This window comes from Rhodoluna lacicola (assembly GCF_000699505.1).
GTDB lineage: Bacteria > Actinomycetota > Actinomycetes > Actinomycetales > Microbacteriaceae > Rhodoluna > Rhodoluna lacicola.
Genome location: NZ_CP007490.1, coordinates 832,367 through 857,724, shown reverse-complemented (window position 1 = coordinate 857,724; position 25,358 = coordinate 832,367). Strand labels below are relative to the sequence as shown.

General features: G+C 50.7%; 29 protein-coding genes. 9 read left to right on the top strand and 20 right to left on the bottom strand.

The genetic code is table 11. The annotated features are described in order from the left end of the window. Positions 1-25: 25 nt before the first annotated feature. The 5 genes from RHOLA_RS04195 to RHOLA_RS04175 all read left to right on the top strand — a co-directional run bounded on the left by RHOLA_RS04195 (position 26) and on the right by RHOLA_RS04175 (position 4,938). A complete protein-coding gene (locus tag RHOLA_RS04195) occupies positions 26-1,426 on the top strand; it encodes a dipeptidase (RefSeq protein ID WP_051636262.1) in 1,401 nt (466 codons plus the stop codon). A 42-nt stretch (positions 1,427-1,468) separates the two neighbouring features. Further along, positions 1,469-1,825 (top strand): iron-sulfur cluster insertion protein ErpA, encoded by a 357-nt coding sequence (gene erpA / locus RHOLA_RS04190; RefSeq protein ID WP_038502550.1) that lies wholly within the window; start codon positions 1,469-1,471, stop codon positions 1,823-1,825. 154 nt (positions 1,826-1,979) lie between these two features. Further along, positions 1,980-2,837, top strand: coding sequence for an aa3-type cytochrome oxidase subunit II (gene ctaC, locus RHOLA_RS04185; protein ID WP_038502548.1), 858 nt, complete (start codon positions 1,980-1,982; stop codon positions 2,835-2,837). A 5-nt stretch (positions 2,838-2,842) separates the two neighbouring features. After that, the gene (gene ctaD / locus RHOLA_RS04180) at positions 2,843-4,516 is read left to right on the top strand and encodes an aa3-type cytochrome oxidase subunit I (protein WP_038502546.1); all 1,674 of its coding nucleotides are present in this window, start codon (positions 2,843-2,845) and stop codon (positions 4,514-4,516) included. Between the two features lie 8 nt (positions 4,517-4,524). Further along, positions 4,525-4,938, top strand: coding sequence for a cytochrome c oxidase subunit 4 (locus RHOLA_RS04175; protein ID WP_038502543.1), 414 nt, complete (start codon positions 4,525-4,527; stop codon positions 4,936-4,938). Between the two features lie 54 nt (positions 4,939-4,992). On the opposite strand, the gene RHOLA_RS04170 is transcribed toward RHOLA_RS04175, so the two are convergent. From RHOLA_RS04170 to ctaE, 6 genes are all read right to left on the bottom strand, one after another. Beyond that, entirely contained in the window at positions 4,993-5,310 is a 318-nt protein-coding gene (locus tag RHOLA_RS04170; protein WP_038502540.1) for a hypothetical protein, read from the bottom strand. Beyond that, positions 5,307-5,699: a TipAS antibiotic-recognition domain-containing protein gene (locus RHOLA_RS07075; RefSeq protein ID WP_051636260.1), complete on the bottom strand. Its 393-nt coding sequence runs from the start codon at positions 5,697-5,699 to the stop codon at positions 5,307-5,309. The genes RHOLA_RS04170 and RHOLA_RS07075 overlap by 4 nt, the downstream gene beginning before the upstream one ends. A gap of 88 nt (positions 5,700-5,787) precedes the next feature. Beyond that, complete coding sequence (gene qcrB / locus RHOLA_RS04160) at positions 5,788-7,431, bottom strand: cytochrome bc1 complex cytochrome b subunit (RefSeq protein ID WP_038502537.1); 1,644 nt, start codon at positions 7,429-7,431, stop codon at positions 5,788-5,790. 2 nt (positions 7,432-7,433) lie between these two features. After that, entirely contained in the window at positions 7,434-8,402 is a 969-nt protein-coding gene (gene qcrA / locus RHOLA_RS04155) for a cytochrome bc1 complex Rieske iron-sulfur subunit (protein WP_420834833.1), read from the bottom strand. A 134-nt stretch (positions 8,403-8,536) separates the two neighbouring features. Then, entirely contained in the window at positions 8,537-9,325 is a 789-nt protein-coding gene (qcrC, locus tag RHOLA_RS04150; protein WP_038502532.1) for a cytochrome bc1 complex diheme cytochrome c subunit, read from the bottom strand. Between the two features lie 17 nt (positions 9,326-9,342). Further along, a complete protein-coding gene (gene ctaE / locus RHOLA_RS04145; protein ID WP_038502530.1) occupies positions 9,343-9,954 on the bottom strand; it encodes an aa3-type cytochrome oxidase subunit III in 612 nt (203 codons plus the stop codon). 126 nt (positions 9,955-10,080) lie between these two features. On the opposite strand from ctaE, the gene trpD reads away from it, so the two are divergent. Beyond that, positions 10,081-11,148 (top strand): anthranilate phosphoribosyltransferase, encoded by a 1,068-nt coding sequence (trpD, locus tag RHOLA_RS04140; protein WP_038502528.1) that lies wholly within the window; start codon positions 10,081-10,083, stop codon positions 11,146-11,148. Between the two features lie 90 nt (positions 11,149-11,238). Here the strand turns inward: trpD and RHOLA_RS04135 are convergent, their stop codons facing one another. After that, positions 11,239-11,703: an NUDIX hydrolase gene (locus RHOLA_RS04135; RefSeq protein ID WP_038502526.1), complete on the bottom strand. Its 465-nt coding sequence runs from the start codon at positions 11,701-11,703 to the stop codon at positions 11,239-11,241. A gap of 1 nt (position 11,704) precedes the next feature. Next, positions 11,705-12,313, bottom strand: coding sequence for a membrane protein YczE (gene yczE, locus RHOLA_RS04130; protein WP_038502525.1), 609 nt, complete (start codon positions 12,311-12,313; stop codon positions 11,705-11,707). Between the two features lie 48 nt (positions 12,314-12,361). Here yczE and RHOLA_RS04125 point away from each other — a divergent pair, with 48 nt between their 5' ends. Next, positions 12,362-13,102 (top strand): glycerophosphodiester phosphodiesterase family protein, encoded by a 741-nt coding sequence (locus RHOLA_RS04125; RefSeq protein WP_051636259.1) that lies wholly within the window; start codon positions 12,362-12,364, stop codon positions 13,100-13,102. Positions 13,103-13,226: 124 nt separating this feature from the next. Beyond that, positions 13,227-13,589 carry an RNA polymerase-binding protein RbpA gene (locus RHOLA_RS04120; RefSeq protein ID WP_038502522.1) on the top strand — a complete coding sequence of 121 codons (363 nt, stop codon included), beginning with the start codon at positions 13,227-13,229 and terminating at the stop codon, positions 13,587-13,589. Between the two features lie 7 nt (positions 13,590-13,596). Here the strand turns inward: RHOLA_RS04120 and lnt are convergent, their stop codons facing one another. Genes lnt through RHOLA_RS04070 form a run of 10 tightly spaced genes read right to left on the bottom strand, consistent with a single transcriptional unit; the run spans position 13,597 to position 23,299 of the window. Beyond that, a complete protein-coding gene (lnt, locus tag RHOLA_RS04115; RefSeq protein ID WP_158384497.1) occupies positions 13,597-15,192 on the bottom strand; it encodes an apolipoprotein N-acyltransferase in 1,596 nt (531 codons plus the stop codon). Between the two features lie 39 nt (positions 15,193-15,231). Next, on the bottom strand, positions 15,232-17,679 hold the full coding sequence (locus tag RHOLA_RS04110; protein ID WP_038502521.1) for a DEAD/DEAH box helicase: 2,448 nt from the start codon (positions 17,677-17,679) through the stop codon (positions 15,232-15,234). Then, positions 17,672-18,490: a twin-arginine translocase subunit TatC gene (gene tatC, locus RHOLA_RS04105; protein ID WP_038502520.1), complete on the bottom strand. Its 819-nt coding sequence runs from the start codon at positions 18,488-18,490 to the stop codon at positions 17,672-17,674. Before tatC ends, RHOLA_RS04110 begins: the two co-directional genes overlap by 8 nt. A gap of 24 nt (positions 18,491-18,514) precedes the next feature. Continuing rightward, entirely contained in the window at positions 18,515-18,703 is a 189-nt protein-coding gene (tatA, locus tag RHOLA_RS04100) for a twin-arginine translocase TatA/TatE family subunit (protein ID WP_038502519.1), read from the bottom strand. After that, entirely contained in the window at positions 18,703-19,047 is a 345-nt protein-coding gene (locus RHOLA_RS04095) for a hypothetical protein (protein WP_038502518.1), read from the bottom strand. Before RHOLA_RS04095 ends, tatA begins: the two co-directional genes overlap by 1 nt. 2 nt (positions 19,048-19,049) lie before the next feature. Continuing rightward, entirely contained in the window at positions 19,050-20,042 is a 993-nt protein-coding gene (locus RHOLA_RS04090) for a helix-turn-helix transcriptional regulator (protein WP_038502516.1), read from the bottom strand. Then, positions 20,035-21,048, bottom strand: a complete 1,014-nt coding sequence (locus RHOLA_RS04085; RefSeq protein WP_051636257.1) for a helix-turn-helix transcriptional regulator — start codon at positions 21,046-21,048, stop codon at positions 20,035-20,037. Before RHOLA_RS04085 ends, RHOLA_RS04090 begins: the two co-directional genes overlap by 8 nt. 21 nt (positions 21,049-21,069) lie before the next feature. Beyond that, positions 21,070-21,618, bottom strand: coding sequence for an FKBP-type peptidyl-prolyl cis-trans isomerase (locus tag RHOLA_RS04080; RefSeq protein WP_051636256.1), 549 nt, complete (start codon positions 21,616-21,618; stop codon positions 21,070-21,072). Between the two features lie 25 nt (positions 21,619-21,643). After that, positions 21,644-22,633, bottom strand: coding sequence for a tRNA (adenine-N1)-methyltransferase (locus RHOLA_RS04075; RefSeq protein WP_038502514.1), 990 nt, complete (start codon positions 22,631-22,633; stop codon positions 21,644-21,646). A 6-nt stretch (positions 22,634-22,639) separates the two neighbouring features. Continuing rightward, complete coding sequence (locus RHOLA_RS04070) at positions 22,640-23,299, bottom strand: HAD family hydrolase (protein ID WP_038502513.1); 660 nt, start codon at positions 23,297-23,299, stop codon at positions 22,640-22,642. 73 nt (positions 23,300-23,372) lie between these two features. Here RHOLA_RS04070 and RHOLA_RS04065 point away from each other — a divergent pair, with 73 nt between their 5' ends. After that, positions 23,373-24,275, top strand: a complete 903-nt coding sequence (locus RHOLA_RS04065; protein WP_038502511.1) for a proteasome assembly chaperone family protein — start codon at positions 23,373-23,375, stop codon at positions 24,273-24,275. Here the strand turns inward: RHOLA_RS04065 and RHOLA_RS04060 are convergent. Together RHOLA_RS04060 and RHOLA_RS04055 are read right to left on the bottom strand one after the other, a co-directional pair. Further along, complete coding sequence (locus tag RHOLA_RS04060) at positions 24,272-25,114, bottom strand: undecaprenyl-diphosphate phosphatase (protein WP_038502510.1); 843 nt, start codon at positions 25,112-25,114, stop codon at positions 24,272-24,274. The genes RHOLA_RS04065 and RHOLA_RS04060 overlap by 4 nt on opposite strands. Continuing rightward, positions 25,111-25,323 carry a hypothetical protein gene (locus tag RHOLA_RS04055; RefSeq protein WP_038502509.1) on the bottom strand — a complete coding sequence of 71 codons (213 nt, stop codon included), beginning with the start codon at positions 25,321-25,323 and terminating at the stop codon, positions 25,111-25,113. The genes RHOLA_RS04060 and RHOLA_RS04055 overlap by 4 nt, the downstream gene beginning before the upstream one ends. Positions 25,324-25,358: the final 35 nt, after the last annotated feature.

Here is a 25,358-nt window from a genome sequence, read left to right as displayed (position 1 = left end):
TGGTCTAGACCTATAGATTACTCGTATGACCTCGCAAAATTCCGCTCAGCGGCACCTAGCCGAAGCACAGACCCGGTTGGATGTTCACTTTGACGGATACAAAGATACGTTGATCGAGTTGGCAAAAATACCAGGAATTGCTTGGGACGCGTTTGATGCTGGTGAGTTAGAGCGAGGTGCTCAGGCTGTGGAAAAACTTTTCAGCGACACCGGAATTTTTGAGTTTGTTGAAATCCGCAGGTCCCAGGCGCACGGCAAAGTAGGTGCTCCGGCAATTGTCGCCAAGCGCGGGGCGAAAAATGGCAAGCCGCATATTTTGCTTTACGCACACCACGACGTGCAGCCACCAGGTGACGAACAGGTATGGCATAGCAGCCCCTTTGAGCCGGTTGAGAAGAACGGCAGACTTTACGGTCGCGGAGCGGCAGACGATAAAGCCGGAATTGTGGCGCACCTGGCAGCGATTGAAACGCTGCGAGACATCTGTGGAAATGACTTTGATTTGGGTCTCACCCTCTTTATCGAGGGTGAGGAAGAGGCCGGTTCACCCACTTTTAGAAACTTCCTAGAGGAAAACCAGTCAGACCTAGCCGCCGACGTAATCGTCGTGGCTGACTCGGGCAATTGGACCGTTGACGTTCCAGCCCTCACCACTACGTTGCGCGGTCTGGTTTCTCAGGTGATTGAGGTCTCAACTCTGGATCATGCCCTGCACTCTGGGATGTACGGCGGTGCGGTGCCAGACGCCATGATGGCAACAATCAAATTGCTGGCAAGTTTGCACGATGAAGCTGGCAGCGTTGCCATTGCGGGCCTGAAGCACGGCAAAGCCGATGAACTGCCGTATTCCGAAGACCAATTACGCACCGATGCGGGACTTCTGAGTGGAACGACCCAGATTGGCACCGGCAGTATTCTTGACAAAATTTGGACCCAGCCGGCGCTTACCGTAATCGGGATCGATGCCCAATCCGTGGCTTTGTCCTCGAATACCATGTTGCCCAGCGTTCGGGCCAAAATCAGCCTCAGAATCGCCCCCGGCGAAGAGCCTGAGCAGGCGCTGGCGCTTTTGAAAGCTCATCTGGAGGCCAATTTGCCATTTGGGGCAACCATTGCCTATGGAGAGGCCGAGCTCGGCCGGCCTTTTTCCGCGGATTCCGGGGGATGGGCCAAATCATTGGCCGAGCAGGCTCTGGCTGCGGCTTGGGGAACAAAATCGGTAAATATCGGCATCGGCGGGTCAATTCCGTTCATCGCCGACCTGACCCAGGTCTTTCCGGGAGCTCAAATACTGGTCACTGGCGTTGAGGATCCAGATTCCAGGGCACACAGTCCAAATGAATCAGTTCACTTAGGCATGCTCAAGAAGGCTATGGTCGCGGAGGCGCTATTGCTGGTTTCGGGGAATGCCATTGAGGCCCAGTAAGTTAGGCTTTAAGTAACAATTGCCACCAGAAAGGGGTCAGTTATGACACAGGTTGTAAATGAGTCGACTCTTGACAATGGAGTAACTCTGACCGAACAGGCTCAGCTCAAGGTCCGCACCTTGATTGAGGCCGAAGGGCGCGACGATCTGCGCCTTCGCGTGGCTGTTCAGCCAGGTGGCTGCTCAGGCCTGATCTACCAGCTTTACTTCGACGAACAACTAGCCGAGGGTGACGTAGTCAAGGAATTTGACGGGGTAGAAGTGGTCGTCGACAAGATGAGCGTGCCGTACCTAGACGGAGCTTCAATCGATTTTGAGGACACCATCCAAAAGCAAGGATTCACCATTGACAATCCAAATGCTGCCGGTTCTTGTGCATGTGGAGATTCCTTCAGCTAAAACTAGAAATAATTTTTGAAAAAGCCCGGTTTTTGATCCACGAACCGGGCTTTTTCGCATTAAAAACCGCCTAGTTAGTGTGTTTTATGGCACTTTCCAGCAATCTTGAAGCGTAGGATAGAGGGGTAACGATTCGATATCTGAAGGGTCGATTGTGCTAAAAAAGCGTGGTCTCAAGTGGGCAGTTTTGCCCGTGGCAGCATCTTTGATGTTGCTACTAAGTGGTTGTTCTCAACAGGAATTTAGCCGTGGCTTCTTGCCTGGCGTGCCTGGCGTGACCAATCACACCGATCGAATCACTGGACTCTGGACCACCTCCTGGATTGTCCTTTGGGGCATTGGCCTGATTGCCTGGGGGCTCATGTTTTACGCGGTAATCGTCTACCGTCGCCGCAAGGGCGAGACCGGGTTGCCGCCTCAGCTGCGCTACAACAACCCGATTGAAACGATGTTTACCGTCGTTCCGCTGATTATCACCATTGGATTCTTTGCCTTCACAGCTCGCGACATGGCCGCTATTCAAGAGCCAAATGCAAACCCAGACGTGACCATTCAGGTCATCGCCAAGCAGTGGAGCTGGGACTTCAACTACGTTGACGGCAACGTATACGACTCTGGAATCCAGTCACAGTTTGACGGCGAGTTGGGCTCCGAGGCAGCCTTGCCGACCCTTTACCTACCTGTAAACAAGTCGGTGAAATTGGATCTTTCATCCCGCGACGTTATCCACTCATTCTGGGTAATTGACTTCCTTTACAAGAAGGACATGTTTCCGGGTCGCACCAACCACATGTATTTCACACCGCAGGTGGAGGGGACTTACAAGGGTAAGTGTGCCGAACTTTGTGGTGAATTCCACTCAATGATGTTGTTCAACGTCAAGGTAGTTTCGCAGGCTGAATACGATGCACATCTAGCAGCTCTCGCTGCGGCGGGCAACGTGGGTCAGCTTGACAACAAGTACGACCGAAACCAAAACCTTCCGGGTGACAACCCAGAAATCAGAGGATAATCACGATGGCTACCGCTACCGCAAGCAAGTCAACCTACGGAACTTCTAAGAAGACCAAAGGCCAGATTCTGGTTGACTGGATCACCACGACCGATCACAAGAAGATCGGCTACCTGTACCTGATCACCTCATTCATGTACTTCCTCATCGGTGGTGTGATGGCTCTGGTTATTCGCGCGCAGTTAACTGCACCTGGACTTGAAATTGTTCAGACCAAAGAGCAGTACAACCAGCTGTTCACAATGCACGGCACAATCATGCTGCTGATGTTCGCGACCCCGCTGTTTGCAGCGTTCGCCAACATTTTGATGCCTGTGCAAATCGGTGCGCCAGATGTGGCTTTCCCTCGCTTGAACGCAATTGCTTACTGGTTCTACTTCTTCGGCTCATTCGTAGCCGTTGCCGGTTTCTTCACCCCTCAGGGCGCGGCGAGCTTTGGTTGGTTTGCCTACGCACCGCTCTCGAACACCACGTTTTCACCCGGTTTAGGTGGAGATCTTTGGGTCTTTGGTTTGGCCTTGAGCGGTTTTGGAACCATCATGGGTGGCGTTAACTTCATCACCACGATCCTCACCATGCGTGCCCCTGGTATGACCATGTTCCGTTTGCCTATTTTTACCTGGAACACTTTGGTTACCTCAATTTTGGTAATCATGTGTTTCCCACCTTTTGCAGCGGCGTTGTTCGCTCTGGGTGCGGATCGTCGCTTTGGTGCACACATTTTTGATCCAGCGAACGGTGGCCCAATGCTTTGGCAGCACCTGTTCTGGTTCTTCGGTCACCCAGAGGTTTACATTTTGGCGTTGCCGTTCTTTGGCATCGTTTCAGAAATTCTCCCGGTATTCAGCCGCAAACCAATCTTTGGTTACAAAACTTTGGTTTACGCAACCATCGCAATTGCAGCGCTGTCAATGACCGTGTGGGCTCACCACATGTACGTGACCGGCTCAGTGCTATTGCCGTTCTTCGCGTTCACCACGATGTTGATTGCGATTCCAACCGGTGTGAAGGTATTCAACTGGATTGGAACGTTGTGGAAGGGATCGGTTACTTTCGAAACACCGATGCTTTACTCACTAGGTTTCTTGACCACCTTTATCTTTGGTGGATTGACCGGTGTTATCTTGGCTTCACCTCCCCTTGACTTCGCCCTATCAGATAGCTACTTCGTGGTTGCGCACTTCCACTACGTAGTGTTTGGAACCGTGGTGTTCGCAATGTTTGCGGGAATCTACTTCTGGTACCCAAAGATGACCGGAAAGATGCTTAACGAGCGTCTCGGCAAGATTCAGTTCTGGTTGCTGTTCCTAGGTTTCCACGTCACATTCTTGATTCAGCACTGGCTTGGTGTAATTGGTATGCCGCGTCGCTACGCAACCTACCTGCCTGAAGACGGTTTCACTTGGATGAACCAAGTTTCTACCGTAGGTTCGGCATTGCTGGCGCTATCAATCATTCCGTTCCTGTGGAACGTTTACATCACCGCTCGCAAGGGCGAAAAGACTACCTTGAATGACCCATGGGGTTATGGACGTTCACTTGAGTGGGCAACCGGAACTCCGTTCCCTCGTCACAACTTCACCTCAATTCCTCGTGTGCGTTCTGAGTCGCCTGCATTTGACTTGAACCACCCGGAACTTGCAGCACCTGAAGTAAAGTCTTCAGCTAAGAAGGGCTAAGCAACAAGATGAAGTTCAACGGTAATCTCTTTTACTTCCTAACCGCGTTTTACTTTATTGATGCGGTTGGCTACGCCGTCTGGTGGTACAACAGCAACGGTGGCTATGAGCCAATTGGTACCGCCGCGATTGCAATGCTCGGGTTTATGTCATTGTTCCTTGCGTTCTACATTAAGAACACTGATAAGCGACAGGGTGTGGTCCCTGAAGATCGCCTCGATGCCAATATTGAAGATGGTGATTCGGAGATTGGCTATTTTGCTCCTTGGAGCTGGTGGCCACTATTCCTTGGTGCTTTCGCAGCGATCTGCTTTGCAGCGCTTGCGATTGGTTGGTGGTTGTTCTTCATTGGTTTCCCACTTGCGCTCGTTGCTCTAATTGGTTTCGTATTCGAAAGAAGCCGTGGGCTCAACGCACACTAACACTTTGAACAAAAAAATTAAATGAAAAATGCTCACCCTGAGGTGAGCATTTTTTTATTGATTGATCGGGGACTCTAGGTTTCCGTCACCCCAACTGCCAGTTAGTTCGGCAATTTCAACTCGGTATCCGTCGTACCATTCGGCGTAGCGTAACTTGGCTTCGCGATGCACTTCATCCCTGGAAAAATGTGCCAGTGATTCTTGAGTGTCAAAATAATAGATAACTCGGATTTGCGAACCGTCTGGAGAAAGCCATTTCTCTTTTCCTTTGAACCCGGGGTTAGCCTCTGCGCGGCTCATAATTTCGTCATCAAGTTTCTTAAAGTCACCATTTGAGTTGTTGTGTTTGAAAACAAACGTTGCAGTAATCAAGTTTGGGCTCCCAGTTGGCTGTTCGTTGCAGGTGATTCAACAGGCAGATTTTGATCGGCCCAGAGGTTGATTGCTTTCTGAATGAAGAGTGCTAAACCAGTTTCATAGGCTTCGTAGGTGGCCTTGAACGCTGGGTCCAGAGTGTAATTCAATGCGAGAGACTTGTAGGCGATACGATTTGGGGTCCAGAACTGGCAGACAAATTCGTAGTGCCTTCCAATCCAGTGTTGAACCTCGGTCGAATCTATTGGGTGCCCGCCAACCAGCAGTGCCGCGATGTTCTTAGCGATCTGATCGTGTCCAGCTGCGTACTCGTTGTATTTTTCCTGGCTGACCGAGGCGTGCAGCGAACTGTGCTGTGCCGAGTTGAAGCGGGAGAGCGGATCCATCAGGCAATCCTAACCACAGGGACAGGGTCCCGGGCCTAACCAAAGGAAAAGGGGCCAGGCCTAAGCCTGACCCCTAATCATTGGGGTTTTACGCCTCTACGGCCTTGGTCTCTGCGGCTTCAACTACTGCATGATCACCGTGGTGGTGAGCAGCATCGATCTCTGTCTGAGTAACCGGCGCAATGCGGTCTTCGAAGTAGAAACGAGAAAGCGCGGCACGTAGACGAGCACGAAGCGTGATCTTGCCTGCTGCGTTTGGTCGAGCCAAGGTTGGCTGGTAGTCCTTGAAGTCCACCAGCTTCCACTGCTCGTAAGCGTCTAGCGGCTCATGAACTTCAATGTACTCACCGTGTGGCAAGCGCACGATACGACCAGTTTCACGACCATGCAGAGCAATTTCACGGTCCTTTCGCTGAAGCGACAGACAGGTGCGCTTGGCGATGATGTACGCAGCAATCGGTCCAACGATTAGCAGAATCTGCATTGAGGTAAGAACCTGGTTCAACGACATTTTGAAGTTGGTTGCAATCAAGTCCGTTGCTGCGCCAGCCCAAAGAACAGCGTAAAAAGTAACACCCGCTGCACCGATACCGGTACGGGTAGGAGCGTTGCGAGGGCGGTCAAGAACGTGGTGCTCACGCTTGTCACCAGTGACCCAAGCTTCTACGAATGGGTAGATAGCCACAAGAACCAAGAAACCGATACCGACGATCATTGGCAGCAAGATGTTCCATGACCAGGTGTTTCCACCCACAACGAACTCAAGGCCGGTTGGCGCCAGGCGCAATGCACCATCTAGCCAACCGATGTACCAGTCAGGCTGAGTACCAGCAGAAACTGGTGATGGGTCGTAGCCACCGTAGTTCCAGACCGGGTTGATGGTGAAGGTTGCTGCAATCAGCATGATTACACCGAAAACGATGAAGAAAAAGCCACCAGCCTTAGCAACGTATACAGGCATCAGTGGGTAACCAACAACGTTGGTGTCCTTGCGTCCTGGGCCTGAGTAGTGGGTGTGCTTGTGGATTACCACCATGAACAGGTGGATCACGATGAAAATCAAAATCAATGCAGGCACAAGAAGAATGTGCAACCCGTAGAGTCGGGCCACGATGGTCTCGCCAGGGAACTCGCCACCAAATAGTAGTGATGAGGTGTACGCACCGATAACTGGAATTCCCTTGATCATTCCATCGATGATGCGAAGACCGTTTCCTGAAAGCAAGTCATCTGGAAGTGAGTAACCGGTGAACCCGCCAGCCATACCCAATACGAAAAGCACGAAGCCAACAACCCAGTTGATTTCACGAGGCTTGCGGAATGCTCCGGTGAAGAAAACGCGAAGCATGTGCAGACCCGCAGCCGCTACAAATAGCAACGCAGACCAGTGGTGAACCTGTCGCATCAAAAGGCCGCCACGAACCTCGAACGAGATATCTAGCGTTGATGCGTAGGCGATAGACATCTCCGCACCCTTGAGCGGTCCGTAAACGCCGTCGTAAATTACGAATTCCATAGAAGGCTGGAAGAAGAAGGTCAAGAAAGTTCCGGATAGCAAGAGCACCACGAAGCTGTAGAGGGCGACCTCGCCAAGCATGAATGACCAGTGATCAGGAAAGACCTTGCGGCCAAATTCCTTCAGAATTCCAGCAGCGCCAACTCGCTCGTCAAGATAGTTGGCGGTACCTGCTAGGAAGCCGCTCTTTTTTGGTGTAGCTACTGCATTACTCATTTTTAACGCTCCCAGAAGCTAGGGCCAACAGGCTCGGTGAAATCGCTCTGCGCAATCAGGTAGCCCTCGGCGTCAACTGTGATTGGTAGCTGAGGTAGAGCGCGAGAGGCAGGGCCAAAAACAACCTTGCATGCATCGGTCACATCGAATGTTGACTGGTGGCAAGGGCAAAGGAGGTGGTGTGTCTGCTGCTCGTAAAGAGCAACCGGACAACCAACGTGGGTACAGATCTTTGAGTACGCAACAATTCCGTCGTAAGACCAGTTCTTGCGCTCTTCAGATTCTTTGAGATCCGCTGGGTCTAGACGAACTAGCAGCACAGCAGCCTTCGCTTTTTCCTCGAGCTTGTGGTGCTCAAGTTCGGCAAGTCCTTCAGGGATAACGTGGAAAACAGAGCCCAAGGTGACATCCGAAGCTTTGATCGGGGTGCCGGTTGGGTCAGTGGCTAGGCGAGTGCCCTTCTTCCACATTGTGTGTCGCAGAGTGTCACCTGGATTAGGTCCAAGGTCACCAAAGATCATGATTGCAGGCAGAGGAAATACTGCCAACGCGCTGTAAAGTGAGCGCCGAATAAGTTTGCGGCGTGAGAAGCCAGACTCTGAATCGGCAAGCTTGATAATCTCAACCGCGCGAGCACGGTCAGCTTCTTTACCTCTGGTCTGGTGACGCTCTTCAGAAACTTCAGCGTCAGGCATGAGAGTCTTTGCCCAGTGCACAGCACCAATACCAATTCCGAATAGACCAAGTGTTATGCCAAGGCCGAGCAGGAGAGTGTTGTTTCTAACCGTGCTCAGGTCCTCGGTTAGCGGGAAGGCAAAGTAAGCGTAAATCGCGAATGCGCTACCAATTGCAGAGGCAAAGAACATAGCTGCGACTTGGCGGGTAGCCGCCTTCTCATGCTTGACGCTTTTATCAGTCATGCGTGTGCGGTGTGGCTCCAGACCCGGATCCTTTACCGCGTCTGGTGCAATGACCGCAAGACCAGTCTCGTAGTCGAACTCGTCCGCTGTGCTTGACGAACCGGTCTTGGCCAGTTTCTTTTCGCTCACTCTTTAGTGCTCCCTTTTAGAAAACATTGTTTTTCAAAAACTTATTTTTTTGATGCCTAGTTTGATTTGGCACCAAGCCAGATGGTGATTGCAACTATGAATCCAATGATGAATACCCAAGTGAACAGACCCTCAACAACCGGACCTAGGTTCGCTAATTCATAACCACCAACAGAAGGTGTTTGTTCCACGTACTTTAGGTAGGTGATGATGTCCTTCTTGTCCTGCGGGGTCAAGTTTGCATCGTTGAAAACGGGCATGTTCTGCGGACCAGTCACCATGGCTTCATAAATGTGACGCTCGGTGACTCCCTTCAGCGCTGGGGCGTACTTACCCTCGGTAAGTGCTCCACCGGCTCCAACCGCGTTGTGGCACATCGCGCAGTTAATGCGGAATAGTTCGCCACCACGGGTTGAATCGCCATTTGCAGCAACCATCTCATCGGTTGGAATTGCAGGTCCATCGCCGAGAGTCGCCACATAGGCTGCCATTTGGTTGATTTGCTCTTCGGTGAACTGCACCGGCTTCTTCTCAAGCTGCGGACCAGAAGCCTGACCTGGCATACGACCGGTGGCTACCTGGAATTCAACAGAGGCAGCACCAACACCGATTAGCGATGGGGCAGCCTTTGAGCCTTCAGCATTCATGCCGTGACAGCTGGCACAGTTGGCTAGAAATAGTTTGCGACCCTCGCTGATTTGCTCGGCTGTTGCCACTGCAGAAACAGGTTTCACGGCCTCAACTGCCGCGGTAGCGGCCACATAGCCACCACCGGTAAGAGCAAGTCCCGCAGCCATAACGATGATGGCGGCCAGTGGGCTTCGACGATTCTTCTTGAATGACATGTTTGGTCTTTCAGCTTTTATTTGAGGACGTAAACGATAAGAAATAGGGCGATCCAAACTACGTCAACGAAGTGCCAGTAGTAAGAAACAACGATTGCGCTGGTTGCCTCGTAGTGGCCATACTTCTTGGCTGCGAATGTGCGGCCGATGACCATCAGGAAGGCTATTAGTCCTCCGGTCACGTGCAAGGCGTGGAAACCAGTGGTGATGTAGAAGGCAGAACCGTAAGAGTTTGAGCTGAGGGCCACACCCTCTGAGATTAGGACTGCGTACTCCCAAACCTGGCCGGCCACGAAGATTGCTCCGAGAAGGTAGCTCAGGAAGAACCACTCAACAACACCCCATTTGACAGGAGAAAGCCCGGTTGCACGAGGCTGTAGGCGTTCAGCCGCAAAAACACCGAACTGAGCGGTGAATGAAGAAGCCACCAGAATCAGGGTGTTTACGAGTGCGAAAGGCACGTTCAGGATTGCGGTGTCGTTGGCCCAAATCTCAGGAGAATTAGCTCGAAGGCTGAAATACATGGCGAAAAGGCCGGCAAAGAACATCACCTCACTGCCTAGCCAAACGATAGTGCCAACCGAGGTTGCACTAGGGCGATTAATGACAGGTGCGCTGATGGTAGTCATGATTCAATCCTAACCCCGTTGCCCCAGTAAATCCGCCCATTTCGGGGCCTTGAGCGATGATTTTTTGGGTTTTTTCGCGAGGCTCAGAGTTCTGACAATGGGGCAGAGGTGGCTAAACTTTGCCCTATGACTTCGTCGATTACTTGGCCGCAGATTCTGGGCAAATTGGTTGCCTGTCAAGACCTAAATCGGGCCGAAGCAGCCTGGGCGCTCAGTGAAATTATGTCTGGCAAAACCGATCCGGGGCTAATCGAAACTTTTCTAATATCACTCAGACACAAGGGTGAGGGAGTGGACGAGCTATCGGGGTTGGTAGATGCCATGCTGACCAATGCTTTGACGCTTGACACCGGCTCGGATGCCGTGGACATCGTCGGCACCGGAGGCGACCTACTGGGCACTGTAAATATCTCCAGCATGGCATCGATCCTCACTGCCGCAGCCGGGGTGCCCGTTTTGAAGCACGGCAGTCGCTCGGCCTCTGGGAAAACAGGCTCCTCCGAAATGCTCGAATCGCTGGGCATTCGCCTAGATTTGAGTCCAGAACAGGTCTCGGAGGTTTTTCGACTGGCGGGCATAAGTTTCTTTTTTGCCCAGGTTTTTCATCCGGCGATGAGGTTTATTGGCCCAATCCGTAAGCTTTTGGCGGTGCCTACGACTTTCAATTTCTTGGGGCCGTTGGCAAATCCAGCCCAACCGATTGCCACCTCGCTGGGCGTGGCAAATCGTGCGGTGGCACCGCTGATGGCCAGTGAATTAGCATCCAGAGGCCGTTCTGCTCTGGTTTTTAGGGGGAATGACGGGCTCGATGAGCTTTCTACGACCTCAAGCAACGAAATTTGGCAGGTTTCCGGGGGAGAGGTCTCTCCTAGCCAGCTAAATCCAGCCAAATTGGGCCTTGCCAGAGCTGAAACCAGCCAGCTGATCGGTGGCGATGCAGCCTACAACGCTCAGGTTGCCAGGGATTTGTTTGCCAACAAGACCGTTGGGAATCTTGGAGCAATCCGAGACATCGTTTTGCTAAATGCAGCGGGAGGAGTGGTCAGCTACGAAATGGCCAAGGATTCTTCAAAGGCTGATCTTGACCTAGAACTTCGCTTTACCGACGCGCTCCAGAAAGTCACCAAGGCACTTGAATCAGGTGCCGCTGAAGCCAAGCTGACCCAGTGGATTTCAGCAACCGCGGCCGTCTAGGCGAGCGGTAAGGACCTAAATACAGAAAAAAGGACTCTGGATCCCAAATAAACACTACTTGACATAATGTTCATTATCGGCGAAGGGGAGTTAGCCCTGAAGGTGGCCGGCGAGAAAATCAACCAGCCCTGGCGGGCTCACCGACTCACCAGAATCTTTGAGGTCGCTGAGGCTCCACCATCGGTGTTCCAGAACATCGCGACGTTCGTCATCAGTCCAGCCAGAGTCATCCAGCTCAAAGTCAACAATTTGCAGCAGGTAAAAATGATCTACGAATGTGTGGTGATTTACGCCATCGGCCCAATCCCAGCGCCCCTGAGTTTTCCAGACCAAATCACCCAAATCCGCTGCTGAAGCCTGAATTCCGGTTTCCTCGGCTAGTTCACGAATTGCCGCAGCCAGCACCGTCTCGCCCAGGTCAATTGCACCACCGGGAGTGATCCAGCGTGGTGGCAAGCCAACCTCAGGGTCAAAGTGGGTTTTCAGCAGGAATATTTCCAGATTAGGTTTACATAATATTACGCGCGCGGTTTCGCGGTGTTGCCCCGGCTGCATTTCAGATAATCTTCTTGGATTCGTCGTATTTGAAGAATCTGAGACTTACCTGCATCAAAACACCGATGCAGACGGCGAATATCAGGGTGCCTTCGCGGACCTGTCCCCCCATCAACCAACCGATGACCAGCACCAAAACCTCGTACATGGTGCGAATTTGCCAAAGTGGCCAGCCCAATAGCTTTTGGGTGCCAATCATCAATCCGTCCCGTGGCCCTGACCCCAGGTACGAAGTGATATAGATTCCCGTTGCCGTTGCCACAATCACCATGCCGATCAAGAACATCGCTAGATTGCCGAGGTAGTTGTCGATTTTAGGTATCTGTGGAATGAAAACATCTGACCACAGGCCAATCAAAATGGCGTTCAAAATGCTGCCGATGCCTGGCTTCACCTTTAGTGGGATCCACGCCAAAAGCACTAGTGCGCTGACAATAACGCTGGCAATTCCATAGGTTATGCCGAGTTGAATTGAGATTCCTTTTGCAAAGACGTCCCACGGAGGCAGTCCAATTTCGGCCTCTACGATCATCGCCAATCCCAAACCGTAAATCATCAACCCAATGTTGAGTCGGGTTAGCCTTCTAACGGTTCTAAAATCAAAGCGCATTGCTAAAGCCTAGTGATGACAGCCATCCGCGAAGCACATGAGAGAAGAATGAAATATTTTCAGGTTTTGGCTCACCGCGGGTTAGTTTCGGAATTTGTTCCCGAAAACACCACTAAGGCATTTGCCGATGCTCTCTTTGCGGGCGCCGATGTGATCGAAACCGATGTGCGAGCCACCGCCGATGGTATTGCCGTGATTTTTCACGATGAAGATTTACTTCGCCTTGCCGGGATCCCCAAAAAAGTTGCTGAGATCACTTGGAAAGAAATTTCCGGCATCGACATAGGATTTGGAAAACGAGTTCCCACCCTGCAGCAGGTGCTTCAAGATTTTCCAGAGGCTCGCTTCAACTTGGACATCAAGTCGGATTTGGCAATCGAGCCCGTAGCCAACGTAATCAACGCTCTTGGCGTTCAAAATCGAATTTTGATTTCAAGTTTTAGTGATTCGCGAAGAATAAAAACCCTGAAGAAAATTTCGGGTTCGGTGGGCACATCAGCAGGATCCGCACGCGTGCTGGCTCTTTGGCTATGTTCGATTTTGGGTGCCACTCCCCTGTTCCAATTTTTTTCTAGGCAAATCACCGCGCTACAAATTCCAATCTCGCGATTTCCGATTCGGTTGGATTCAAAGCGATTCGTCAGATTCGCCCTTAATGCCGGTCTGGAACTGCACTACTGGACGATTAACGATCCAATTGAAATCCAAAGACTGATTAATTTGGGAGCCACCGGCATTGTCACCGATAACTGCGACCTGGTGATATCAAATTTCCGGAAAGAAAAATAAGGCGAAAATTTCGCGACACTCCCTGAGAGTTTCCTTAAAAGCCTTGATATGAGGGAAGATTGAGCGTTCACGCCGAGTTGTTCCTCGTCGAGCCCCAAAAGGGCGAACCTAAACTGGAGGAAAAATGGCACAGCAAACTATGCGCGGAATGAGACTTGGCACCCAGAGTCTTGAGAGCGAACGCGGGGTAAATTACTCAGCTCGTGTAACCCACCTCTTCCAGTGTGCCAATGACCATGTCTCCGAAATTGTATTTTCTGCAGATGCAGAAATTCCGCAGACCTGGCAATGCAAGAACTGTCAGTTGCAGGCGGTTCAGCTTGAAGACGGAAAAAGAATTAAATTAGACGCAGCCGAGGATAAAGTTCCCCGCTCGCACTGGGAAATGCTGCTAGAGCGCCGAAGCCGAGAAGAGTTGGAAGAGATTCTTCAGGAACGCCTTGACTACATTCGCGCCCGCCGCGCCGGTGGTCAGGCAGATCTCTAAAGGTTTATTAGCGAGCAGCCGTCAAACCGTTTGGTTTGGCGGCTTTTCTCGTTCTTGCCAAAGCCATGGCAAGAAGCGCCGCGGCAATCAAGTTCGCCAATAGGTCAAACAGTGGGCCGATTAGCATCGCCGGAGTAATAGCTGTTCTAAGCGGAAGAGTTTCAAGCATTACTCCCGGCTCAAAGGTTGGTATCTGATCAATCACCGAACCATCAGGCGTGTAAATGGCTGACACTCCCACGGTTGACACGTTTACGACGACTCGACCGGTTTCAATGGCTCGCAATTTTGCAAAGGCAGCTTGTTGAAAAGTTTCATCGCTGCGGCCAAAGTCTGCGTTATTGGTTTGCGACAAAATAATTTGTGCGCCATCCGCTACCAGGTTTCGCCCAATATCATCGATAGCAATTTCAAAACAAATCAGCGCGCCAAGTTTAGAAATCTTGCTATCCGAAGTTTTTGAGTATTCAAAAATTCCATCCCGCTCACCAAAACTGTAACCCCTGCTAACCAAGCCAATTAAATCCGGAGCAAGTTGGTACCAAAAATCACGATTTGGTACGTATTCGGCAAATGGTACAGGCCGCTTTTTGTCGTACCAGTCCGTTGGTCCGATATCTGGTTTCCAGTAGATGGAACTATTGAATGTTTCTTTACCGCGTTCGGTGATAGTTCCAAAAATAAGCGGCACTTTCAAATCTTGGTCAACTAGCTGATTGATCTTTTTGTTTGCAACTGAACTGGCAAACGGGCTGAGATCGGATGCGTTTTCAGGCCAAACCACTAGATCTAGCTTGTTGAAATTAGCTTTTTCTTTTAGTAACTCGGTTGCGTCTAAGTGGTTCTGCAGGATTGTGCCGGGTCGCTCGTTTGCGAAAAGGCCAGCGTTTGCATTTCCCTGCACCGCTCCAATTGTCATTTCGCCTGCCTCGGCATTGCTAGCTGGAGTGAAAACAGCTGGCACCAGCAAAAGAAAAGCAAGGGTTGCAAGTGCTGACCAGTGCGGAACACGAATATCTCTCTGCCAGCTCGTCAGTGACACTGTGGCAATGCTTGCGATTAGGGCGATTGCAAAGGTAAGCAGACCAAGACCGCCAAGGAATACCCAGTCGGCTAGATAACTCTCTGATTGAGTTTGCGCCAACCGTGACCAGGGAAAGCCTCCGTAGGGCAGCGAGATTGACACCCACTCCCTGGCTGTCCAAATCAAAGCCAAGGAAATCGCAATCAGCAGTGGCTTGAACTTTTTCGCCCAGTTGATTGAATTATCGAGCCAAGACCAAACTAAAGCCGTACCTGCCATGCCGAAGGCAAAAATTATTGCCTCAAGGCTAGAAAGCGCTAGCCATGGCACGGGGCCAAGGTAGAGACTCAACCACTCAATCTGCGACAGATAGAAGGCAAGGCCACCAACTAGGCCGACCGTGAAAGCTTTGAAAAATTTTAGATTTCGAACTGAAAGCAACAACAGCGCCACCGAAACAAAAATTAGCGGGTAAATGTTTTCCCTAGGCATTGCCAAGCTAGAGAGGTATCCCCCAAATCCCGCAAGAAAAAGACGTAGTGCCATTTGAATTACTGCGGCACGCTTGGTCTGATTCATCGATGTCATGTTTGGCAGCATTTCGTTTAAGTTGCTGAATTATCCGTAGTAAGAGTATGCCACGATGCCACGCTTAACTTTGTCTACCGCGTTCTTTGCAGTCTCTGCTAGCTCTGGCCCAGCCGTTTGGGCAACTTGATCTAGCAAATCAATTATTTGTTTGGTCCATCTAATGAAGTCTCCGGCAAGCAGATCGGCACTGTCTAAAACACTGTCAAGCTTTGCGCCTGAAGCCCACCGGTGTATCGGAAGTGAGAGGCTTAGATCTAGTGGCGGGGTTTGTCCAAGTTTGTGGGAATGGGCCAGGTCTTCTAGATCCTCCCAAATCTCTGTGGTGGTCTGCATAATTTCTTGGAAGTTTCCCTTTGGAATGCGCGGTTCCCATTCTTCCTCACGCCGCGCCTCGTAAACCAAAGCCGCCGCCATAGCAGCCAGGCCGGCTGGGTCCAGTTTTGACCAAACGCCCTCACGAATACATTCGGAAATCAGCAGGTCTCTTTCGCCATAAATTCGTGCCAGGGTTTTGCCCGCTTCGAGCACTTCATAATCACCATCAACATCTTGGATGTAATTTAGATCTACCAACATTCCACAAATCTTGTCGAAGGTTTTTGCGACTTGATTTGTGCGTCCTTCTATTTGGGCGATGATTCCATCAAGCTCTCGGCTCAACTTGAACCAGCGCTCTCCCCACCGGGCGTGCGCCTCACGTTCATTACACGAGTGGCAAGGGTGAGAACGCATGTCTCTTTTTAGTTGATTCAGGCGTTGTTCCTGAAGGTGTCTGCCCTTGGATTGACGAAGGTCCTTGCCGCGCTCGGCGCGAACCCTGCCCGCAGAAAGAGCCCGCTCGATGTCGGTCATTTCCCGGCGGATCTTTGCGTATTCAACGAAGTCCCCCTGGTGACATTCCATTGCTTTTTCGTATCCGTCCAGCGAAACTTGCTTCTCTCGAATACCACGCGCTAGACCTACCACTGATCGGTCTGCTTGAAATTGCGCGAAGGATGTTTCAAGTACTTCACGGGCGCGCTCTCGACCAAAGGCCTCTAGCAGATTAACCGACATGTTGTAGGTGGGCTTAAAAGGACTGATCAACGGATAGGTCCGCTTACTGGCCAGACCTGCCACGCTGTTTGGGTCCATGTTTGCGCTCCATTGAATTACGGAGTGTCCCTGAGTGTCGATGCCTCGGCGTCCGGCACGCCCGGTGAGTTGGGTGTACTCGCCTGGGGTCAGGTTTACCCTGCCCTCACCATTAAATTTGTCGAGTCTTTCAAGCACTACGGTTCTCGCTGGCATGTTAATGCCCAGGGCAAGGGTCTCGGTTGCAAAAACAACCTTCACTAATTTACGCAGAAATAGTTCTTCAACAACTTCTTTGAAAGCTGGAAGCATTCCTGCGTGGTGCGCGGCAACACCTCGTTCAAGTCCAGATAACCACTCAAAGTAACCAAGTGTGGAAAGGTCTTCGTCGGCAATGTTGTAGCATTTTTCTTCGACTAGGCGTCGTATTTCTTGCTTCTCTTCAGTTGTGGTGAGACGAATGTTGTGACTCTGACAGGCTTTGACGGCCGCTTCGCAGCCAGCCCTTGAAAATATAAAAAATATTGCTGGCAATAAATCTTCGTCTTCGAGGATGTCGATTATTTCGGGTTTTGAAATTCGCTGAATTTGTTTTAATTGCATTCGCTGATTGCCGAAATCACTGCGCCGTCCGCGATGTGGTTTGTTAATAGGACTCCGCAATTTTGTGGCGTGCATTTGAGCCAATTCCGGATTTACTCTTGGGTCCTTGGAAGTTTCATCGAATAGTTCAAGCAGCTCATCACCAAAAAGCACGTGCTGGTTCAGTGGTACTGGCCGAATTTCGGAAACGATAATTTCCGTGTCGCCTCGGACTTCGTCAAGCCAGGCGCCGAACTCCTCGGCATTGGAAACGGTTGCACTCAAAGAGACGATTTTTACGTCTTTTGGTAGGTGCAGAATTACTTCTTCCCAAACCGCTCCCCTAAATCGATCTGCGAGGTAATGAACCTCGTCCATCACTACGAAGCCCAAACTAATCAGCGAATTTGAATTCGCATAAATCATGTTGCGCAATACTTCTGTGGTCATCACCACAATTTGGGCGTCAGAATTCTGATTTGTGTCTCCGGTAAGCAAACCAACACGTTCGGCGCCGTAGCGTTTAGTAAGTTCGGCAAATTTCTGATTACTTAGGGCCTTGATTGGTGTGGTGTAAAAAACCTTTTGATTTTTTTCAATTGCTAGGTGAATGGCAAATTCACCAACGATGGTCTTTCCGGCACCGGTTGGCGCAGCAACCAAAACTCCTTTGCCGGCGGCTAAAGCACGGCACGATTGCTCCTGAAAAGGGTCCATCGGGAACTTCAGCAGGCTCGCAAAACTTTCAATCGATGGATTTCGTTTATTAGCCTTTGCTTGGGCAAATCGCTCAGCCGGACTGAGCTGATTCTCAGTCATTCTCGGCCGCTTCAGGGGTTCCCGTTACTGAGTTTTCAAAGCTGTCGTGAAGTTTTGCAAGTCTTCGATCTCTGCGTTTGTCGTTGAAATATGTAATGGCTGCGGCAATAAAATACAGCGCGATGAGCGGGACCATTACTAGAAACATTGACATTGGGTCTGCGGTGGGAGTTGCCAGGGCCGCAATTACAGCAATCACAAATACTGCGATGCGCCAAGACTTGAGAATGCTCTTGGCTGTAATCAAGTTTGCAAAATTCAGCATCACCAAAACTACTGGCAAGACAAAAGCCAGACCAAACACCAGCAAGATTCGAATGGTGAAAAGAATGTATTCGTTGGCATTTATGACGTTCGCCGTTCCCTGCGGGGTGAATCCAATAAGTGTTGACACAAATCCCGGTAGCGATATCCAAGCCAGCCAGCATCCGGTAAGGAAGAGCGGCACGGCGGTGAAAACGAAGCCAAGTGTGAACTTGCGTTCTCGCTTTTTTAGACCCGGCGTGATGAATGCCCACAGGTTGTATAGCCAAATTGGGCTGGTCATCATGACACCCAAGAAAATTGACACCTGCAATTGAAGGTCAAAAGCGCCGGCAACAGTACCTATATTCAGAGTGGCGTTGACCCCTTTTGTATTGGCAAGATCCACCACTGGTTTTTGAAGTATCTGAAAAACGGGTTGGAATAAAAACCAACCGGCAATCGTGCCGGCAAAAACAAAAATTGCAGACCAAAAGAGACGATTACGTAATTCTTTGAGATGCCCACCCAGGCTCATCTTGCCATCGGGGTTGCGTTTTCTAGCCATGGGATGTAGCTCTGGCAGCAACTACTAGTTGCTTGAGCTGCCTGCGTCCTTCTTTGGCTCGTCTTTCCCAGACTTGTCGTCTGATTTAATTTCAGACTTAAAGATTCGAAGCGACTGAGCCAAGCTCTTGGCAAGACCCGGGAGCTTTGGCCCACCCCAGAGGAGCAAGACGATAACAAGAATGATGATCCATTCCCAACCGTTTAGTCGCATTAGTGGAACCTGCTTTCATTAGGGTCAAAACGCTTCAGAGACGCTATAAGTCTACGCTTGCGCTCCTCCTGTTTCTTTATCTTTACCTTTTGTAACGCGCGACGCTTGGCTTGCACGGTCACCGGGTCTGCTAACACTGAGTTTTCAGGGTCTTGAACGGTTGCCTTCTGTTCAAGGGCGGCAGCCAGCTGAAGAGCCTGCTTGGCAACGCGCGAAACCTGATGTCCGGCAGCGCCGACTTTGTTGTACAAGGACTTCCCTATGAAGCCAAATATGACCAGCGAGCCAACAATCAAGCCGATCCAAATCCAGAACCATGCCCAAAAACCCATTTGCGAAGACAAAACTAATCCTCATTCTCAAGGGTCGGGGCTGAACTCTCACCAAGAGCAGCAAGAGCATAATTTTTGACAATCAACTTTGCCTCTGGTGGGGCTATAACCCTGGCCGCCCCGCCAAATCTAGCCACGAGTTTACCCAGATTGGGCAAGTGGCCAACTTTTATCTCCGCGCGAATAACTCCCGCTTCGGCACTCAGTGGCTCAGAAACTGATTTCGCCTCGGTAATCAGTCGGTATCCCTCGGGTTGCACTTCAACCATGACCGATGTGTCGGTAGCTTCAGATACGTAAAGCGCTTCTTCGATGGTTTCTATCCGTTGAGCCTCTTCACTCAGATCCTTATTGGTAATCTCGATTGCCCGCATGCGATCGAGCTTAAAATTACGCACCTCTAGGTGAATTGGACAGTAACCGCGAAGATACCAACCGTCTGCCCTTGGGTCTAGGCGCAGCGGTTCAATACTGCGACTGGATCGCTCACCCTTTTGATTGATGTATTCGCAGGTAATAATTTTTCGACTCAGAATAGCTTTTCGAAGAGTTTCGGCCCCGGCTTCAGCACTACCTGGGCGAGACTCGATAATTGGGTTAATTCCCCGACTCGAGCCCGAGGCAAGCATCTTCTGAAGTTCTTGTAGGTCTGGGTCATCTTTGAAGCCAGGAATTGTTGCAAGGTAATTTAGTCCTGCTGCAATGGCTGACGCCTGGCGGTTTGAAAGCCTTGGAACTTGATCAAGGACAGCGTTGTCTAGCAAGGTGAGGATTCCATCTTCCTCTAGTGCTTCAACATCAATCAAGAAGAACCACTCTTCAAAACCCTTAACCGTGGCCCTTGCTTCATTGATTGATGTAACGGCTTTTCTGAGGTATTTAGGTTCCAGCGAAAAATGCTGTGCGGCTTCTTCTAATGTCACCGAACCCCGGTTTTGCAAAAAGGCAACCAAGGCCAACATAAAGTTGTAGCGATCTTCGCTGTTGAATGAATTCAATTTAGGCATGATCCGAGGCAACTTTCTCAAAACCAGATTTGATCAGCTCGGCCAGCTCCTTAGGTCTCAGAACTTTTATGTCCAAGGCAAAGTCTCGAAGTTCTTCGGCCAACAAGTGCAAGTCCATGTAATTGAACGTCACGGTGTTGTCGTTCGGCTTTCCAGAGCCATCTAAGTGGAAATGAAACCAGGCTTGAGAGTCACGCTTAACTCTTAGTTCACAAACTTGATTCTTGATGTGTTCCTGAAGATCTGCAATGGCTGCGGCAACTTGGGTATCATTTGGCTTCTCAAAGAATTTATCTGCTTCTCCGTTTTTTACATTTTGAACTTTGGAAACTATTCGCTTTAGCAAAAAGTTTCTTACCTCAGAGTGATCGAGGTCGAAGGATTGGAGCAGCCACTGGCCGTCAACGTTGTGAAGTGACCAAGGTTGAACATGTCGCTTAGATACTTCACCATTGGCCTTGCGATAGCTAAAAGTGATTTCAATTGACTCGTCGATTGCATTGCTAATGGGCGTAAAGCTTGGTTCACGGGTTTCGATTCGCGGCGCAAACCCAATCAAGTCAGTGGCGGCTGGTTCAACACCAAGTGCTTTGAGCCTTACGAGAGCCTGGTTGGCGTCAGCTTCTAGTGATGCTTGCGACCAGACCTGGGCCGCTAATTCAAGCAACTGCAATTGCTTGGCAGAAAGTTTTGCGTGTTGGGGCCAAACGAATGTGTCCCCGGCGATCACATAGGAGATTTCATCGGGGTCTGCATTTGGGTTGACCGTTTGCAATTGAATGCCGGTGTTCTTAAGGTCCACTTTGTCGCGCTCAAACATGCGGTTCAGAGATTCCTCGGAGGTTCCAGATGCGGTTGCTTCAAGATAGGCCGGAATTGACCTAAATAATTCGGCCTTGGTCAAACCGCGTTCTGCGAACAAAAGGGCGCAGGTGAGCTGGAGCAGTCGTTCTGACTTGTCGGACTTGGCTGGTTGCCAAGTGTCTGCAGACTTCTTGTTCACCATTCCCCCAGCTTCGCCCCGGTTCTACTGGGCAGGTTCTGCGGCAAGAATGTCTACTACAAATATGAGCGTTGCATTTGGAGGAATGCTGCCCGCACCGCTAGCACCGTAACCGTCTTCAGGTGGTAACACTGCAATTACCTGTGAGCCAATGGTCTGTCCTGCAATTGCTTTGGTGAAACCTGGCACAACCTGTTCCAATGAAAACTGAGCGGGTTCACCACGGCTCCAGGATGAATCAAACGGTGTGCCATCCCATAGGTATCCTGCGTACTGCACTGTCACGATGTCTGTTGCGCCAACAACGCTACCTGCACCCTTGATCAGAGTGGCCACGCCAAATTCTTTTGGCGCTGCCGATGTTAGGGGCGTAATTGATGGTGCTCCAGCATCGTCAAGGGTGACGGTTGGATAGCCATCGGTTGCTGGCAGTGCTTCTCCGGTTGCGCGAGTCATGTAAGAAAGCGTATCGCTGCCGGTAGAGGTTTCTTCGCCGGTTGGCGAACTGGGTGCACAAGCTGAAACTAAAAATACAAAAGTTACCGCGGTTAGGAGTGTGGCTAATTTACGCAATTGTTTGGCTTTCCTTACTGGTTGATTACTGCTCAAGGCGCGCTTCCGCCGCGGCTTCTGCGCTTCGAATAGTTTTGCGAAGTTTCTTGTCTGATACCTTGCGCTCACCAAGGTGATCCGGGTTCCAGGCCGATAGATCTTCGTCAGAAAACTCTGGTTTGTTCTTGGTCTTAAAGTTTGGTGCGGTGCTTCCAGGAGCCATGCGCCTGGCGGTAATCAGGAATCCGGTGTGGCCAATCATTCGGTGCTCCGGCCTCACCGCCAGCCCTTGTAAATGCCAACCTCTGGTCATGGATTCAAAGGCTTCTGGTTCGTTGAAGTGACCGCTCTCCTTTAGGGCTTCTGCAAAGCGCGAAAGCTGAGTGACTGTCGCAACGTATCCAATAATCAATCCGCCGGGAACCAATGCGTTCGCACACTCTTCAACGCATTCCCACGGGGCCAGCATGTCTAGAACAATTCGATCAACGCTGCCCGCCTGCTTCTTAATTGGCAGCTGCTGTTGCAAATCACCGATGTGAATGTTCCAACTTGAGGGCACGATTCCAAGATTTGTAGCGACATTGGCCTTGGCTATCTCTGCGAATTCTTCTCTACGCTCAAAGGAGTCCAAGGTGCCCATGTCGCCAATTGCACGCAATAGATACATGCTCAGTCCGCCAGATCCAACACCAGCCTCTACTACTCGGGCGCCTGGAAAAATATCTCCCATGACAATTATTTGAGCCGAATCCTTTGGGTAAATGATGGCTGCTCCACGCGGCATGGACAGAACGAAGTCGCTCAGCAGGGGTCGAAAGGCAAGATACTCAATCCCGGTCTGATTCAAAATGACCGAGCCTTCGGGTTTGCCGATGATGTCGTCGTGCAGTAGGTCGCCACGGTGGGTGCCAAACTTCTCACCAGCTCGCAGGGTGATGGTGTTTAGTCTTCCCTTGGGCCCAGTGAGTTGAACTCGGTCACCCTCACGAAATGGCCCGGTAGGCAATTTTGCCTTTGAGATTGGCTGACTCATTCGTTCCTAACTGAAAAGTTTCTGAAGGTCTTTGACGCGAACGCCATCGAGTGTTGGCCAGAGAATTCGCCCTGGAATCATTGGAATTTCGATGAAGTTTGGAATGCCCACTGCTTTGGTGCCGGCTGCCTCTGCCGATCTGAGTCCGGTATTAGAGTCTTCAAAAGCAACGCAGTCTTGGGGCCTTACCCCAAGCATTTCGGCAGCCTTTAGATACGGGTCGGGAAACGGTTTACCCCTTGAGACATCATCACCGCCGATGATCACGTCAAAGGCTTGAAAGGGAATGCGGTTGACAACCTCCAAAGCCATCCGATGCATCGACATTGTGACCAAGGCAGTCTTGATCTTTTTGCGCTTTAGTTCACGCAAGAGTTCTTGGGCGCCAGGACGCCAGGGAATTTCAACTGCCAACTTTGCCACCACCGAATCGGTCAGATGTTGAACGATGGCCTCGGTGTCCATGCTGCTACCGATTTTGGCCTTGATGATTCTGGAAGATTCGTACAGGCTATTGCCAATTAATTCGTGGCCGTCCTGCTCGGTCCAGCTGGCATCATGCTGTTCGGCCAGGGACTTTTCGCTGGCTAACCAGTAATGTTCTGAGTCGACTAGCGTGCCATCCATGTCCCACAAGACAGCGGCGGGCAGCTTTTTTCCAAACATAATGAGTCGATTTTACCTTGGCTGCTTTGCCTTAGGGTTTTAAGTACCAAGAATGCCTAAAACCTAGGAAAACGTGAACTTATTTGCCGGCCGAACCCTGATTGTGGCCTTTGAGGGTTGGAACGACGCTGCCGAATCGGCTAGCGCGGCGGCCAAATTCATTTGTGAGCGTCTGAACGTAGACGTGATTGGCACGGTTGACCCTGAAGATTACTATGACTTCCAGTTCACCAGGCCGTCTGTTTCCTATGACACCGATGGAAATCGCCAAATCAATTGGCCAAGCACCGATCTGTGTGCCCCCTCCGTTGAGCTAGTTGCCCAGAATCCTTCGCTCGGTCGCATTCATGTGCTGCTGGGTGTAGAGCCTTCTCGCCGCTGGCAATCGTTCACAGCCGAGGTTATGGAAATGATCGAGGATCGTGAGATTGATGCGGTTTTGTTCCTTGGTGCCATGTTGGCCGATGTGCCGCACACCCGCCCTATCGGTGTAATGGCAACCAGCCAAAACGAACGCGCTAGGGCGGAATTAAACCTTGAGCGCAGCCACTACGAAGGTCCGGTTGGCATTCTTAGCGTGTTAGGGATTGCGCTTGAAAAAGCTGGAATTCCTAGCGTTGCACTGTGGGCATCTGTTCCCCACTACGTTCACAACACTCCATCGCCTAAGGCAACGCTGGCTCTGTTGGTTGAAGTTGAACGATACCTTGGGGTTCAGTTTGATCACGGCACTTTGGCTGATGAAGCTTTCAATTGGGAGCGCGGCATAGACGAGGTAGCCGAGGGTGATGACGACATGGCTGGCTACATTGAGCAACTTGAAAAAAACAGAGATGAAGTGGAGTCTGCGGCAGCCAGTGGAGACGCTATTGCCATGGAATTCGAGAAGTTTTTGCGAGCCAGTGACGAAAAATCAGTCGACGGTGCCGATGATAGACCCGCCAATGGAGAGCAGCCAGATCAAAAAAGTGACTAGGCCTGCAGCTGATTGGTTGAAAGTAGCACCAGCAGAATCACGCCAACTGAGACTCGCCAGAACACAAATGGCATGAAAGAGCCGCGGCTTAGATAGCGCAGCAAGCCAACAATCACAGAGAAGCCAACCACAAACGAGACCACGGTTGCCACAGCGGTGGCTACTAACTCACTGCTGTTTAGGTCTTGGTAAGTTGATGCAAATTCATAAAACCCGCTGGCAATGACCGCTGGAATGGCCAACAAAAAACTGTATCTGGCTGCGGCCTGTCGACTGTAGCCAAGCAGCAAGCCAACAGAAATAGTTCCTCCTGATCGAGAAACCCCCGGAATGACAGCTAAGGCCTGGCCCAACCCAAACAAAATTCCGTGCTTGGTGGTCAGCTGCTCAATTGACCTCTGTCTTTTGCCAATTCGGTCTGCAATCCCAAGGATCACGCCAAAAATAATGAGCGTAAAGGCAATCACCCAAAGGCTTCGAAGTTGGTTTTCAATTGCGTCTTGAAAAATCAAACCAATGGCCACTACCGGTATCGAGCCAATGATGATTAGCCAACCAAGTTTTGCGTCGCGCAGCGCATCGGTGCTTTGTTTTGATTTAGCAAAGAGTGTCCCAAAGAAGGCCTTTACTATGCGAACGATGTCTCTCCAAAAATAAATCAAAACGGCCGCCTCGGTGCCGAGTTGAATCGTGGCGATAAAAGCGGTCAGCTGTGGTTTGGGAATGGCAGATAGCCCAAGTAGTTGCTGCGCGATTTGGACGTGTGCGCTTGAGGAAATTGGCAAAAACTCGGTAAGGCCTTGAACGATTCCCAGAATTACCGCGTCAAATGGGGTCAATCGTTTTCATCCTCTGCCAAAGAGATCGGCAGGTATTCCTCGTATTTTTCGTTGAGAGCTTCCTCGTAGTTGAGAAAAGCATCCTCTAATTGAAAATAAGCTTGCTCGACTGCGGGATCCTCGGCACCGCGCCTAGATGCGATTGCTTCAAAGTGTCGCTCCAGCGAGGCGATGAACTGTTGCAATGCTATGCGTGCGTCTTGAGCCATAGCCCTAAACTACCCCGAAAGGTCTCGTCAGGCTA

Excerpts from the sequence above, each read along its gene's own strand:
- RHOLA_RS04195 (WP_051636262.1), top strand. The coding sequence starts at position 26 with ATGACCTCGCAAAATTCCGCTCAGCGGCACCTAGCCGAAGCACAGACC.
- erpA (WP_038502550.1), top strand. The coding sequence starts at position 1,469 with ATGACACAGGTTGTAAATGAGTCGACTCTTGACAATGGAGTAACTCTG.
- ctaD (WP_038502546.1), top strand. The coding sequence starts at position 2,843 with ATGGCTACCGCTACCGCAAGCAAGTCAACCTACGGAACTTCTAAGAAG.
- RHOLA_RS04175 (WP_038502543.1), top strand. The coding sequence starts at position 4,525 with ATGAAGTTCAACGGTAATCTCTTTTACTTCCTAACCGCGTTTTACTTT.
- RHOLA_RS07075 (WP_051636260.1), bottom strand. The coding sequence starts at position 5,699 with ATGGATCCGCTCTCCCGCTTCAACTCGGCACAGCACAGTTCGCTGCAC.
- qcrB (WP_038502537.1), bottom strand. The coding sequence starts at position 7,431 with ATGAGTAATGCAGTAGCTACACCAAAAAAGAGCGGCTTCCTAGCAGGT.
- qcrC (WP_038502532.1), bottom strand. The coding sequence starts at position 9,325 with ATGTCATTCAAGAAGAATCGTCGAAGCCCACTGGCCGCCATCATCGTT.
- ctaE (WP_038502530.1), bottom strand. The coding sequence starts at position 9,954 with ATGACTACCATCAGCGCACCTGTCATTAATCGCCCTAGTGCAACCTCG.
- trpD (WP_038502528.1), top strand. The coding sequence starts at position 10,081 with ATGACTTCGTCGATTACTTGGCCGCAGATTCTGGGCAAATTGGTTGCC.
- RHOLA_RS04135 (WP_038502526.1), bottom strand. The coding sequence starts at position 11,703 with ATGCAGCCGGGGCAACACCGCGAAACCGCGCGCGTAATATTATGTAAA.
- yczE (WP_038502525.1), bottom strand. The coding sequence starts at position 12,313 with ATGCGCTTTGATTTTAGAACCGTTAGAAGGCTAACCCGACTCAACATT.
- RHOLA_RS04125 (WP_051636259.1), top strand. The coding sequence starts at position 12,362 with ATGAAATATTTTCAGGTTTTGGCTCACCGCGGGTTAGTTTCGGAATTT.
- RHOLA_RS04120 (WP_038502522.1), top strand. The coding sequence starts at position 13,227 with ATGGCACAGCAAACTATGCGCGGAATGAGACTTGGCACCCAGAGTCTT.
- lnt (WP_158384497.1), bottom strand. The coding sequence starts at position 15,192 with ATGAATCAGACCAAGCGTGCCGCAGTAATTCAAATGGCACTACGTCTT.
- RHOLA_RS04110 (WP_038502521.1), bottom strand. The coding sequence starts at position 17,679 with ATGACTGAGAATCAGCTCAGTCCGGCTGAGCGATTTGCCCAAGCAAAG.
- tatC (WP_038502520.1), bottom strand. The coding sequence starts at position 18,490 with ATGGCTAGAAAACGCAACCCCGATGGCAAGATGAGCCTGGGTGGGCAT.
- tatA (WP_038502519.1), bottom strand. The coding sequence starts at position 18,703 with ATGCGACTAAACGGTTGGGAATGGATCATCATTCTTGTTATCGTCTTG.
- RHOLA_RS04090 (WP_038502516.1), bottom strand. The coding sequence starts at position 20,042 with ATGCCTAAATTGAATTCATTCAACAGCGAAGATCGCTACAACTTTATG.
- RHOLA_RS04085 (WP_051636257.1), bottom strand. The coding sequence starts at position 21,048 with ATGGTGAACAAGAAGTCTGCAGACACTTGGCAACCAGCCAAGTCCGAC.
- RHOLA_RS04075 (WP_038502514.1), bottom strand. The coding sequence starts at position 22,633 with ATGAGTCAGCCAATCTCAAAGGCAAAATTGCCTACCGGGCCATTTCGT.
- RHOLA_RS04070 (WP_038502513.1), bottom strand. The coding sequence starts at position 23,299 with ATGTTTGGAAAAAAGCTGCCCGCCGCTGTCTTGTGGGACATGGATGGC.
- RHOLA_RS04055 (WP_038502509.1), bottom strand. The coding sequence starts at position 25,323 with ATGGCTCAAGACGCACGCATAGCATTGCAACAGTTCATCGCCTCGCTG.